The organism is Streptomyces arenae (assembly GCF_022343545.1).
Taxonomy (GTDB): domain Bacteria; phylum Actinomycetota; class Actinomycetes; order Streptomycetales; family Streptomycetaceae; genus Streptomyces; species Streptomyces humi.
This window is the reverse complement of the sequence record NZ_JAKQYH010000002.1, coordinates 57,639-70,055: the sequence shown is the minus strand read 5'-3', so window position 1 is coordinate 70,055 and position 12,417 is coordinate 57,639. Positions and strand designations below refer to the sequence as shown.

General features: G+C 65.9%; 10 protein-coding genes. 3 read left to right on the top strand and 7 right to left on the bottom strand.

What is annotated here, in order from left to right; genetic code table 11:
* Positions 1–39 precede the first annotated feature (39 nt).
* The 4 genes from MB828_RS00460 to MB828_RS00445 form a co-directional block, all read right to left on the bottom strand.
* A complete protein-coding gene (locus MB828_RS00460) occupies positions 40–855 on the bottom strand; it encodes a hypothetical protein (RefSeq protein WP_301646417.1) in 816 nt (271 codons plus the stop codon).
* A gap of 586 nt (positions 856–1,441) precedes the next feature.
* Positions 1,442–2,845, bottom strand: coding sequence for a hypothetical protein (locus MB828_RS00455; protein WP_301646416.1), 1,404 nt, complete (start codon positions 2,843–2,845; stop codon positions 1,442–1,444).
* A 484-nt stretch (positions 2,846–3,329) separates the two neighbouring features.
* Positions 3,330–3,659, bottom strand: a complete 330-nt coding sequence (locus MB828_RS00450; protein ID WP_301646415.1) for a hypothetical protein — start codon at positions 3,657–3,659, stop codon at positions 3,330–3,332.
* Between the two features lie 693 nt (positions 3,660–4,352).
* Positions 4,353–5,468 (bottom strand): hypothetical protein, encoded by a 1,116-nt coding sequence (locus tag MB828_RS00445; RefSeq protein WP_301646414.1) that lies wholly within the window; start codon positions 5,466–5,468, stop codon positions 4,353–4,355.
* Positions 5,469–5,710: 242 nt separating this feature from the next.
* On the opposite strand from MB828_RS00445, the gene MB828_RS00440 reads away from it, so the two are divergent.
* Positions 5,711–5,935, top strand: coding sequence for a hypothetical protein (locus tag MB828_RS00440; protein WP_301646413.1), 225 nt, complete (start codon positions 5,711–5,713; stop codon positions 5,933–5,935).
* Positions 5,936–5,954: 19 nt separating this feature from the next.
* Here MB828_RS00440 and MB828_RS00435 read toward each other — a convergent pair whose 3' ends face one another.
* Both MB828_RS00435 and MB828_RS00430 read right to left on the bottom strand, forming a co-directional pair.
* On the bottom strand, positions 5,955–6,458 hold the full coding sequence (locus tag MB828_RS00435; RefSeq protein WP_301646412.1) for a hypothetical protein: 504 nt from the start codon (positions 6,456–6,458) through the stop codon (positions 5,955–5,957).
* Between the two features lie 1,271 nt (positions 6,459–7,729).
* On the bottom strand, positions 7,730–8,830 hold the full coding sequence (locus tag MB828_RS00430) for a type III polyketide synthase (protein WP_301646411.1): 1,101 nt from the start codon (positions 8,828–8,830) through the stop codon (positions 7,730–7,732).
* A 349-nt stretch (positions 8,831–9,179) separates the two neighbouring features.
* Between MB828_RS00430 and MB828_RS00425 the strand changes: the two genes are divergently transcribed.
* Positions 9,180–9,404, top strand: coding sequence for a hypothetical protein (locus tag MB828_RS00425; RefSeq protein ID WP_301646410.1), 225 nt, complete (start codon positions 9,180–9,182; stop codon positions 9,402–9,404).
* Between the two features lie 370 nt (positions 9,405–9,774).
* Here the strand turns inward: MB828_RS00425 and MB828_RS00420 are convergent, their stop codons facing one another.
* Entirely contained in the window at positions 9,775–10,440 is a 666-nt protein-coding gene (locus MB828_RS00420; RefSeq protein ID WP_301646409.1) for an XRE family transcriptional regulator, read from the bottom strand.
* A 567-nt stretch (positions 10,441–11,007) separates the two neighbouring features.
* On the opposite strand from MB828_RS00420, the gene fabG reads away from it, so the two are divergent.
* Positions 11,008–11,709, top strand: coding sequence for a 3-oxoacyl-ACP reductase FabG (gene fabG, locus MB828_RS00415; RefSeq protein ID WP_301646408.1), 702 nt, complete (start codon positions 11,008–11,010; stop codon positions 11,707–11,709).
* Positions 11,710–12,417 lie beyond the last annotated feature (708 nt).

Below are 12,417 nucleotides of genomic sequence, written 5' to 3'. Positions count from 1 at the left end.
GTTGCCTTCCGGGCCCGGCAGGTTGGGGTGCGTCGGCTGCTAGCCGCCGTAGGTCTCGATGACCCGCTTCTCGATGGTGAGGAGGCGGCAGAGGCGGGTCACGACCTCGGCCGGGACCTCGATGGTTGAGCCGTTGTGGCCGTCGGCGTCCATGACGGTCAGGAGGGCCCCGCCCGGAACCGAGTAACGGGTGCGGCGCAGTTCGGACAGGTCGGAGATGAGGCCGTACAACTTGTCCGGGCCGTCCGGTGCCTCGCCGTCCACCGGGGCGCCGAGCGGATGGTGGCTGCCGTAGCGGGTGGCCGTCGCCTGGAGGTAGCGCTGCGTCGCGCCGATCATCCTGAGGAGTTCGGAGCCGTGGTAGATGACCCCGATGTGCTCGTCGGGACCCTCGTGTTGCACGTGCCAGTTTTTGACCTGATCGGCACGGCTGGGCAGGCCCTCGTCACCTCCGATGGTCAGGTAGGTAGAGTCCGGGAGCCGGACGTGGATGAGGTGGCCGACCCCCTGGACGGGAACGATGTCGCCGATCACGTTGTGTTCGCGCAGGGTGGCGAGGACGGGCGCGTACTGCGGGGCGATCTCGTCGGTCGAGTAGGCCATCGTGATCGCCCAGTGCACGAGCGGCGTCGGGTCGCTGGACCACGGCAGTGTGCCCCGTGCGATGTTCGCGCCCTGCGGCGACCGGCGCTGCCAGAGCAGGACGAGAGGCGCCGAGGGCTGGTGCTTGTCGGGTCCGGGCCACACCGTCACCTCGTCTCCGGAGCTGGGCAGGGTGAACACGACGGATTTGCCGAAGATGTTGTTCGATTCGACCTGTGCGCCTTGGCGGATAGCAATGGCAAGGTCGGTCATCGAAATGGGAATCTCGGGATTCTTCACCTGAGTGACTCCATTCAGAAGTGTGGGTTCCTGGGGGCTTTGCCCTGCCCCATTTGGAATTCTGGTCTTTGATGTCACGTCAACGTTCTGCGGATCTCAATGAAGCGCTCTGTGGAGTTTTAAAGGATCGGTGACCGTACTGGTCAATTCGCTGCTGATGCTCCAAGCGGGCGGCCATTCACTTTTCGGGTCCGCCCCCTTTCGACATAGGTAAATCTATGTTTTATTGGAGGGTGGGTCAACCTTGCAATCGGGGTTTCAGGAGGGGAGTTGGAAGAAAGTTTTCGTGCTGGCGGTCCTCGTGACGGCCGTCTTTAAATGCGTGAGGCCCGCAGTCGGCTGTCGGGCGGGACCGAGCGCGGGCTGTGCCGTGGAGTGGCCCCCGCCCTCTTCCCGGCAAAAAGAAATAGGGGCCCGAACGGGCTGGGCGCAAGAATGCGGCGAAGCCCGTTCTTGCGCCCCTCCCGTTCGGGCCCCACGCTCGGAAAGCCGGGAAGACGAGGTGTGCTGACTCGCCGCGTCGCCGAGCGGTAAAGCGTGGGACGCGGTATCTGCACGATCAGGCCGGGAGCCTAAGTTGTCGGCAGGTCTCCTGCCACAGCTCCTCGAAGTTCTTCCTCTCCTTCTCGATCACCCCGCTGGGTGCGACGACATGGAACTCCTCTACGGCAGGAAAGCGCGCACCGCGCGAGAGTGTCTGGCTGCGGATGTGGCCGAGCGGGTGCTGAAAGTCTTCCTCGACATGCTCGCTGGCATCCGCGGCGCGACGGCGTATCAGGTGGGTGACCTGCGCTCGTGTTCCGGTGGTCACAACCTTGACAGACCGGCTCACCTGCCCCTTACGGGAGGAGTCCCGACATGCAGGCTGCGGCTTGGGGCAGACGGGTCCGTGCCACTGTGCGCATGGGGGAGTCCGCTCGCCCGTGTTCGGATCGATGCAGCCGGGCCACGGGGAACGGCAAGAGTTGCCGTGCCGTTCCTTGCAGCTGCCGGTGCGGGCCGGAGGGAGTACTCGGCGTATGCGGTAGAGCGCCCACTCCACGGAGGCGAGACGGTCCTCCAGTGCCCCCAGTGCCGCGGTGTTGCCGTCATCGGCGACGCGCGTGTACAGCGTCTCCTTCGGGTAGAACGAGCCATTCTCGTTCAGTGCCATCGACGTGTATTCCAGGGCCAGTACCTCGACGGCCTGCTCAAGGTGGCCGCGCAAACGTGCCATATGTGCGGGCCGGGCGGAACAAGAACCCGAATAGACGCAGAACGTGCAGTAGGACTTGGGCCATAGAAGGCCGAATTCGGTGAACAATCGAGCTTCCACGATATCGCGGTCCCAGCTCTGCTCAAGAAGTGGATATTCCACTGTGCAGATGATCCGGCGCGCCTTGAGATTGTCCTTTTGCTGGCATTCGTCGTAAGTGCGGGCGCGCTTTCGTTCGCGGGCGTGGTAGCCGACGACCTTCCGGAATGGCCTGTCGGGGAACTCGGCCAGCCCCCACTGGTCCAGTGGCCAGCCCTTGTATTTCAGCGAGCACGAATTCCCGCCGGCGGCCTGGACGACCGTGCCGTTCAGGGTGAGCTCGTCCATTAGGGTCCAGCGGCCTCGCGGAATGAAGTGCTGTGGGTTACGGGAATCAGCGAGGACTTCCCAGCCGTCTGATTCGTACGGGCCGCACCGCGCGACCTGAATATATCTGACCCGGTGACGGCGGAGAAGGGGGAAGATATGGTTCTCGACAAGCCTGACGGTGTCCCTCCACTCCGAACCGACCGTCGCCGTGATCACGATCAGGTCGGAGAGGTCTGGTTCCAGGCCGTAGCCGGCCGGGTCGCGCAGCATTTCTATCAGGACGAGGGTCGAATCCGCCCCCAATCCATACGAAAGCACTGTCACCGGTTTCACGCTGACTGCGGCGGGGGGTTGTTCCTGCCAAAGATCGAGTTGTAGTTGCGGGCTGTGGGCACCCATGTGTAGACCTCTTGCCGTGGTGGGTTCCAGGGGGCCTTGCCCTGCCCCCTGCTGCGACGTAGGTGGATCCGCGCCCTGCCGAGCGCGGATCCAGCGGGGTCGACGGGCATCTTCGCGGGATGAGGACGAACTGCTCCCCGAGGAAGCGATGTTGCGCCCGGGAGGCGCCGCCCGCGCGTTAGGCGGGCGGCGTCGTGGAGACCCGGTGGCGTCGGAACGGGGCCGCTGAGATCTTCCCGGCCGATGTCCGTGAGGAATGGAAGCTCAGGCCTTCGGCGGGTGATCTGCGAGTTGTACGCTGCGGATCTCGACGGCGTTCCAGGCGTCGACGTTGTCGCGGGACTAGTTCCTTCATTGGGCAGGAACGTGGGGTGAGAAAGCGCCGTCGGCGCGCGCGTCTCGAAGGCGGTGCGAGCCGACGGCCAGGCTCAGCAGCCGAGGGCAGGGAGAGGTCGACACCCCTGGCCCTGGCCAGAGCGGTGGATCAGAAGAGCGGGAGGACGGTATGGGGCGCCTTCACGGCCATCTGGAGCATCGCGGCGTCAGGGCCCCCCTTCGCCATGATCAACATGCCGCCGAAGCGCCCCATCTGCTGTTCCGTCAGTGGGCTCTCGCTCTTCTCGATGAGAAATTCGTCGACCGCGTCCAGCACGTCGTCGGGGTGGGTGAACTGGCCGACCTGGCCGAGCAGTCCGGCTGGCTCGCAGTCCTTCCACAGCTGCGCGGAGAAGCACCGCAGAGCCGGATCGAAGACCGCCTTGAGCTGGGTGGTGTCGTTGAGCTGGAGAGGCTTCCTCAAGTCATTGAGCGTCATGGGATCTCCTGATCCAGAGTGGGTTCCCGGGGCTTGCCCCGCCCCGTCTTGACGTTGGTAAATCTATACTTTCTTCGCGGGCCGGTCAATGAGGAAATGGCCTCTGAGCTGGGCAAATTCGCTTTTTTGTGGGGTCGCCTGAGGTGGGTATGCCCCGAGTGCTGCCGCCGGGTGGCGGGCTTGGCCCCGGGGCTGCGTTGCCGTGGAGATCGGCCCCCGGCCCCTCCCGGCGAAGAGAGATTTGGGAGGCCGTCGAACGGAGTGCAGGGGAGGACGGACGGTTTCTCTCCGTGACGCAGGAGCGGAGAAAAACCGTGCGGCCGACCTTGCGCGGAGTTCGCCGCGGCCTCCCATACTCGATAGCCGGGAGGGACACCGCCCGCGCCCGACCGTGCACATCAGCCCCGGCTCCCCACCCGGCCTGTGCGAAACGGTGCGGCGGACGACACTGCTTTCCGACTGCTGCCCGGGGATGGCCGAGTCGGCCCAGTCGCAGAACGGGCTGGCACCTAGTGTGCGGCGAAACGGCGTACCCGCGGCGGAGGTGAGTTGAGGGCGTGGCGGGGCCAGCAGGCCGGACCGGCTGCCGCTTCTCGGCGCCCAACCGTTGACTGCTGCGGGTGCGGCTCCAGCTTCAGCTGGTGTTGGTCGCCGCAGCCGATGCTGCGCCGGAGCCGACGACCTTGCTGAGAATCAGGTCGCGGGCAGGCGGCGGCGCAAACCCCGGGATATTGAGGAGGTGCCATTGGCAGCCTGGGAGCAGGCTGTCGAGGTCGCGAGTGCCTGGCACTGGAACAGCCACATCAGTGCCGAGGATGCACCCCGCGACGGCGTCCAGCGGGGTTCGCGCAGGGTCGCGATGATGGAGAGCCCTGACATCAACTGCCTTCCGTGCAGCCACTCCTCGACAGCTGGGCCGAGCTGCCCAGCCTCCAACTCGCCTTCGACGCGCCGGCACAGATTGAGTGCCCACTTTCGCACCTGCACCGCCGTATGCCAGCCGGCGGCCAGGTCTTCCAGCGGAGCCGTGCCAGCCAGCACGCGCAGGACATCACGGGGGTCGCCGCCAGGGAGGAAGGCCAGGGAGCCGTCCTCGGCGAGGATGCTGGCAGCGGCCTCCGGAACGTCGGCCTGGGTGGTCTCGACGTGAGAGGCCATCGGATTTGCTGCCATGGTGGGGCTCATCGCGCGCAGCATGGCGCCGATGTCCTGGAGGGGGACGGAACCGCCGATGGCCGCGGTCACGGCGGTCAGCGTGGCGTCCGTAGGGGTGAGCGGCTGCGGCTCGGAGTTCTGGTCCAATTCCATCAGCTCGGGCGGGAGTTGCCCGAGGGCGCGGGTGATGCGCTCGTCAATACGGCGGGCGCGGGCCGGGACGAGCGTGAGGACCTGGCCACGGTCGGTGAGCCGTTGGGAAATCTGATCCAGCCGTTCATCCGGGTGACGGCCGTCGGCTGAGGTGTCGTCCTCGCCAGGAAGCGGGTCCCTGTCCACGGCGGCACGGAACGCGGCACGGACCGTCGTCTCTGGAACCGGGAGTCCCTCGGCGAACAGAAGAAGCGCCAGGTCCGCCGGCCGCTTACCCCGCCCGGCAAGGCGTGCGAGGGCGACGACCAGATCAAAGCTCTCGGGCGGTGGTGCCGATGTGCTGCCCCGGCCCCGGCCGAGGCCTCCGCCAGAGACATTCCCCGGCAGGAGCCCGGCCCGCCGCCAGCTGGCGAACTGCTTGACGGTGACGGACAAGTCGTGACGCGCCGCGTGATCGATGAGGCGCTGGTCGGCGGCACTGGGCACTTTGCTGGAAGCCACAAAAGGACGCTACCGGAACACACTGGGAGAGCCGGCGCCTTTGGAGACCCCCCACCTTCGTCCAGTCGTCTCGGCCGCAGCCCTGCAAAGTGGCGGAGAAACGGCAGTGGAACGGCAGCGTTATGGCGTAGCTACGCCGTCGCGCAGCAGCCACCGTGGATGCCATTCACCAGCCGCGTCTGCGGCGCCGCCCGTGCATGGCCGGCGCCGCGGACGCCCGACGTGCAGAGGACGTACTGCTCATGACCGCGGACACGGACACGCCACACCGGCTGGACGACGGCCACCGGGAGCTACGCCTGGCGGTCCTGCTCCTCGCCCTGGTGATGGGGCTCCTGATCACCGGTGCCGCCGTCTATCTCGCCCGCGAGCACCCGGCGCTCGCCGAGCCGCTCGGGGTGGGGGCTGCCGTTATGAGTGCGCTCGCTGCCGTGGCTGGTGTGGTGGTCCGTGCTCTGCGACGGTGACAGGGGGCTGTGATGTCGGCTACCGCTGCTCATCAGGCGGAGCGGGGCTGCCAGCCGTGTGCTCGGTCAGGTGGGTCTGCAGTTCGTCCAGGAGGACGACGGCGTCCTCTACGGTCACGTACGACATGCAGATCGAGGCGGTGGCGTCGGCCGCAACCTTGATCTCGAATTCCGCGTACGTGGCTTCGTCGTCCCAGTTGTAGGTGCCAGGCGGCGCGGCTGCGATCCCCTCAGGGCCCTCCTCGAACCAGCCGCACCCGAAGATCACTTCGAGGGTTCTGCCGAGGGTGGTCTGCGGAATCCCGGCGAAATCCACGGTGGCACGGCCGTGATCGTCGAAGCACACGAAGCCGGTTGACTCTCCGGGCCGATCGACTTTCATACGCGGATCGCAGCAGCCTGTTGGGCGATCCATGCGTGCCAGGCCGGGGAAGGCTGCGTCAAAGGCGGCCAGGGCGGCGTCCTGCTGGTCGGTCCAGGCTGTGCGCCAGTTCTCAAGGGCACGGCGGGTATGCGGCCGCATGGGCTCTCCGATCCGTCACGATCGCGAAGGCCAGGATTTGAAGTGGTACAACGCGGTGCAAGCGGGGCCCGAGCGGCTGTCTCGCCACAGGGCTGGCGGCTTGTGCGGGCCAGGGCCTCTACGCGGAGGGGTACAGCGAGCCGGCGGGTGCTTCCCGCGCCCAAACTCGGAGGGGCGATGGGAGGGCTGAAGGAGTGTCGGTGCCGACAGAGGCGCCCGGTCGGCTCGGCGATGAACCGCAGCGTCATGGTGGTGTCCGGGGCGAGCCGGATGGCCAAACGCGTTCACCTCAGGGACGCTGTGGAAGCGGGGCGCGGAGTGCCTCCTTGGCCATCCGGTTGCGGACACGGGTCACAGCGGCGTGGCCGGCCCTGTCCGTGGGCAGTCGGTGCCCGGCGCCTATGACTGGCTCATGCATACGTGCGTTAGACAGCTGCCGGGCCGCTCATGGGTCTGGGACAGGGGAATCCAGTCGTCCAACTCTCCCGTGACGATTTCAACACGGCCGACGAGTGCGTGGAGTATGCCGGCTGTGGTGTCGGTGCGCGAGATTTCCACAGCTGGGCGATCTGCGCCGTGGGCGTACGGTGGATGGCTTGTCGGCCCGGAGGAGAGCGGCCGCCGTAGTGCTGCGACTCGGGGCCAAGGGTCCACGGGTGACGGCTCGCCAGGCTGCGCCATGTGACGTCGGCGGTGGGCGGAGGCCAGGAGGGAGAGGATGGGAGTAACCCGCCACGTCCGCTATCAGCCACGGCGGCGGTTCGACGGAGCACGGTCATGATCCAGGACTCCTCGGTTGAGACATCAGGACCTTGACAGCGAGAAGCCCGGTTCATCTATAGCCGTTTATTGTAGGCGACACTGTTCGCGCGGGCCGACCCTTTGGGAGGGGCAAGTCTGTCAACATGTGTTTATTTCGGTCGGTGGAGTCGGAGGTCTGCTTCGGTGGCTTGCCATCGGCTCGCGCAGGGGGCTGCGCATCGGCGCGTGCATTTCGGCCGCGCGTGCATCTCTGCGCGTTCTGGACGCACGACGAGTCCTTCGAGATGGGCCCCGTTCTCGTTCCGATCACCATTGCGTCGGCTCCGACAGAGGACTCAGCAAGCGCTGAGCTGGCAGTAAGCCGTCTTGTCCGCCTTGATCACTGATTCCGTAACCTCATGGATGGCGGTATATAGGAGCGTGGCTCCCAGGGCCGCTTCCTCAGACGAGGGACGCATCGCTGCCCCGGGGCAGACATCCAGGATGCGACACCTGGAGAATGCGACCGATTACAGCGGGGTGGCGCTGGATGGGCCGGTCTCCCACCGAGCCGTTGCCGCTGCAACCGCGAAGCCTGGTCCGAAGCCGAGCAGGATCCCCCTGGCCCCGTCGGCGGGGGGATCGTCGTGGGTGCGGGCGAGGACGGAAAGGACAGCGACGCCGCCCAGATTGCCTTCCTCGCGCAGGCTCGCCCAGCTGTGGCGGGTCTTTTTGGCCTTGCCGTCCAGTCCGGGTTCCTGATCGATGCCCAGTCCCGCTTCGGCGTCGAGGATGATGCGAGGGCCGCCGGGGTGGAGCACGGTGAACTCGACGTCCCGTAGCTCCTGCTGAGCGAGAAACCGGTGGAGTGCTGGCATCAGGTCGACGATGGCCGCGGTCGCGGATTTCTCGGAGTCGAAGTGGAGTCCGTTCTGATCGAGGCGGCCGGCATAGCGGGTGCGGCTATCTGGAAGTAGGTACTCCCAGGTGCTCTCAAGGCACAAGCCTGGGCCGAGCGGTGCGCCTGTGACCAGGCACGCTCCGGCACCATCTCCAAAAAGCGTCTTGTAGATCATGGACGCCGTGGTGGTGTCGTGGTGGCTGTAGACCGTGCTGAGCATTTCCGCAACGACCACGAGCACGATGCTGCCGGGGTGCGCTGCGATATGGTCCCTCGCTCGTACCAAGGCGTGGGCGCCGCCGGCGCAACCCAGCGTGCTCATCGGTATGCGCCGGACGTCCGCCCGTAGGCCGAGTGCCTCGACGAGGTGTACGTCGAGGCCGGGGACGGTCCATGAGGTGGTGTGGGAGGTGATGATGCAGTCGATGTCCCTGGGAGTCGTTCCCGTTTCCTGCAAGGTCTGCTGCGCTGCTCGGACGGCGAGGATGGATGCCTCAGTGAAGGCAGCCCGGTTGCGTTCGGTGATGGCCGCGTCACCGCCAATGGCGGGATCCTGCAACGGACGGGTGAAGTAGCGGGAGGTGACTTGGGTGCTCCGGGCGATGCGCAGGCTGGCCGCGAGATGGGGCAGTTGCGGATGAGCCTGGGCGATGTCAGCGCAGATCTCGTCCGCGGTAACGAGGTGCTGCGGCAGGGCGATAGTGGGCCTCGTTACGTGTGCGGCGGGCATGGGCAGCTCCGATGCTTGAAGGGGTAGAACGAGAGTCACGGCGTTGAATCAGCTGCGTGGGATGCGCCGCGCGGGAAACGTGCACCGCGGAAGGTCGGTGTGGGGAACGCCCTGGGGGGTGAGTCGGTGGTGCTGCTCGACAGGTGAAGGAGCTGTGGTGCCTCGCTGGATCCGTCGAGGTATCGGTATTCGGTGGCGGTGAGAACGGCCAGGTGTTCTGCAGCCCCACATCGGGACGGCGCTCGCGCGGCAGGGCACGGGAGGCCTCATCGACGTCCAGACCGCCCTTGTGCAGCTCGTGGATGGGATCGCGCAGTGCAGCGAAGTACCGCATGCGGGAGCTGACTTCGTGTTGCTCAACGAGTGGGCCGTCTCCGGGAAAGACCGCGTCAGGGTCGAGGTCCAGGATCTGCTGAGCGGACGCGACATGGCTGGCGAGCGGGAACTGGACCGGATGTCGCCGATGAACAGGACATCGTCGGCATGCGCGACGACGCTCGGAGACGTGCACGACGAGAGCGCTGAGGGTGTGCGCCGGACCGACCTCGATCGGTTCGACCGTCCGGTCGTTTAAGCGCACTTCCAGCCGACCCGTGGTGGTCTTCGTCGGCGGAGCAAAGCGCAGACCTCGGAGGCCGAGGCGATCGAAATGAGACACATAGCGCCCGGAGGGATCCTCTTGCTGACACTGATTCAGCAGTGGCGGGAATCGGGCGGGTGAAAGCTCGATGCAGAGGTGCTGAATGCTCGCCTCGGTGAGGAGGAGCTCAGCTCCGGGGAAATCGGGTAACCAGGCATGAATCCTTGACTCGATTTCGGTCAGGCGAGTCGATATGCGCATAACCGCATTCTGCGAACCCACTGTGCGAAATCTAAGATTCCGGACACATCGTCACCGAACCGCAATCTCGGAGATCAGATACGGGAGGTTGGCGTGGCCACGGTCAGGCGTCGTCGTCCGCCTCGAAGATGACGATGATCGCGCGTGCGCCTGGGGATGAGAAAGGGGCTGAAGCCACCATCTTCACTCTGCCGGACCCGTACAGCGGGTGGTGGAACGGTCGAACGACGCCGTCCGGAGCTATCGAGCCCACGTCCGGTCGGCTGTAGATGGGGCCGGCGACAGGGTCGGCGCGTACTTCATCGTCGATCTGCTGCAGGACCGCGTTGTCCGGGTACTCGACGAGGGCGGCCTGAATCTGAGCGGAGACCGAGGGTGCCCAGATTCCCCGCCATCCCTTGAGGGTGTGTCGAGCCTCCTCGGTGAGCAGCATCCAGGTTGCCGTGTTCGCTGGGACCTGGCGGCTGTTGAACATGTCGGCAAACGCTGTGTTGTAGGCGACGACGGTCCAGGCGAGGTCGGTCACGTACATCATGTGTCGCTGCCCGTCGCAAGCTTCCTGCCACATGGCCGACACCGGCGTGACGTCTTCCTCCAGGGTTCTCGTCGGCTTGTGTCCTCGGGCCAGGAGCCACATGGTGGTGTACTCGTCCGAAGTCATACGCAACAGTCGGCCCACGTCGGAGAGGAAATCCTCTGGGGGGTGAGTGAGCTTCGCGCGCTCGAAGCGGCCGTACGTCTTGTCGGCCCGGTTCAGGAGCTTGTCCATCTGGCTTTGGGTCAAGCCGTCCTGCTTGGGGCCCGGCGCGTCGGACGGGCGCGTTGGTAAGCCCACATCTTCTGGCCGGATTGCGGTGCGCTTCCGCCGGAGCAGATGTGTCAGCGGGTGAAGGCTCTGACCGCTCATCGTTTATCCCCTGTTCGGGTTCTGTGGTGCGCATGAAGCCGGTTGATCAGTGGGACGCGATTAGGTGCAAAATCTTTCCCGTAGATCGAACCGCGGTTGTTCGATAGATCTTTGTCCGCAGGGCAGCAGGTCGTGAACAAGCGGGAGGTGGCGCGGCCGGTGGGCGCCCGATGGTGCGAGGTGAAGAGAGAGGCGACTGTGGCCACCGTGCATGCTGGCGCACTCCTCTCAATCGAAGCCTTGCCGCCGAGCGACGTCTGTTGGCTGAGGCGAGCTGGGTACGTCCGCTCTGTGCCCGTTCGCGTACGAACGGGCACAGTACGTGGTCGTACGGATGTTCAACTTACGCGCACGGCCGTCCTTCAACCAAAGATTTGCCACTGGCAGTTGCCAACTCAACGTGCAACCGCGAATGAGGAGTGACAAAGAATGAGTCGATCCGTGCTGGTCACGGGCGGTAATCGGGGTATCGGGAGGACGGTCGCGGAAGCCTTTCTCGCCCAGGGTGACAAGGTCGCGGTCACGTCGCGCCGCGGCGGAGGCCCGGAGGGGGCGCTAGCGCTGGAGTGTGACGTCACCGACCCCGAGCAGGTGGACGCCGCGTTCAAGCAGATCGAGGAGAGTTTCGGTCCCGTTGAGGTGCTTGTCTCCAACGCCGGCATCGTCCGTGACCAACTACTGGTCCGGATGGACCTGGAGGACTTCCGGGAAGTCGTCGACACCAACCTCGTCGGAGCTGCCGTCGTGGCCAAGCGGGCACTGCGTAACATGATGAAAGCCCGTAGCGGGCGCATCATTCTCATCTCTTCCGCAGTTGCCCTAGGCGGTGCGGTGGGCCAGAGCAACTACGCCGCCTCCAAGGCCGGCCTGATCGGCTTCGCCCGCTCTCTGGCGCGCGAGTACGGCCGTCGCGGCATCACCGCCAACGTTGTCGCACCCGGACTGTGCGACACCGACATGGCACGTTCCCTCAGTGACGCCAAGCAGGCCGAACTCCTGCAGCAGGTCCCGCTGGAACGGATGGGCACCCCGCAGGAGGTGGCGGCAGCCGTGGCCTTCCTCAGTTCGTCCCACGCGTCCTACATCACCGGCGCCGTGCTGCCGGTCGACGGCGGGGCCAGTATGCGCTGACCCGTGGTAGCGGGAGATCTCGCACTCCACCGTGTTATGTCGCACGTATGTGCGGCACCGTCCGACCCCCGAGGGGACGCTCACCTCGTCGGTCATCCTTACGTCTGAGAAACAAACCGCACGTGCGGTTTATATGGAGGGGTAGAGGTGAACGCTTCAAGAAGCCAGTCACAGCGTCCGAACGCGCCACCTGTGGTGCTGGCGCGAGTGTGGCGCCAGCAGGGGCGACGGCATCAGCAAGTGACGCTCGGGCGGAGAAGCTGTGCGCTCGCCCGTCCGGGCGAGCGCCATCGAGAGCGAGCCTCTTCAGCTAACAGGCGAAGCCTTGAGGAGACCGGTGGTCGGCGGAGGGACTGGCCTCAGACCGTGCTGCAGCAACCTTCGCGGCGTCGCACGACCGTGCAGGAGTGCAGAAGTGCCGGGGAGCGCCGTGTTCCACGCGCCCTGCGCCCGCCCGTTCCTGCCTTGCCCGGTCTGTCCGGCCGCGGCTGCGCTCGGAGACGGCTGCTGCGCGACCGTGATTGAGGGGAAGCAAGGAGAATGCCTTGTGCGCCGCTACGACGAGAGTGGGGATGTCGCTCGAAGCGGGGTCTGGCTAGCGGCCGAAGACGGGACCATCCTGTTCCACCCGATCTCCGCAGGTGCGGAGGCGGTGCGGCACTGGCCAGAGCCGGAAGCGGATTCCGTGGAAGAAGCTGACGAGAAGAC

Coding starts and splice junctions, on each gene's coding strand:
- MB828_RS00460 (WP_301646417.1), bottom strand. CDS start 855: ATGACCGACCTTGCCATTGCTATCCGCCAAGGCGCACAGGTCGAATCG.
- MB828_RS00455 (WP_301646416.1), bottom strand. CDS start 2,845: ATGGGTGCCCACAGCCCGCAACTACAACTCGATCTTTGGCAGGAACAA.
- MB828_RS00450 (WP_301646415.1), bottom strand. CDS start 3,659: ATGACGCTCAATGACTTGAGGAAGCCTCTCCAGCTCAACGACACCACC.
- MB828_RS00440 (WP_301646413.1), top strand. CDS start 5,711: ATGACCGCGGACACGGACACGCCACACCGGCTGGACGACGGCCACCGG.
- MB828_RS00435 (WP_301646412.1), bottom strand. CDS start 6,458: ATGCGGCCGCATACCCGCCGTGCCCTTGAGAACTGGCGCACAGCCTGG.
- MB828_RS00430 (WP_301646411.1), bottom strand. CDS start 8,830: ATGCCCGCCGCACACGTAACGAGGCCCACTATCGCCCTGCCGCAGCAC.
- MB828_RS00420 (WP_301646409.1), bottom strand. CDS start 10,440: ATGGACAAGCTCCTGAACCGGGCCGACAAGACGTACGGCCGCTTCGAG.
- fabG (WP_301646408.1), top strand. CDS start 11,008: ATGAGTCGATCCGTGCTGGTCACGGGCGGTAATCGGGGTATCGGGAGG.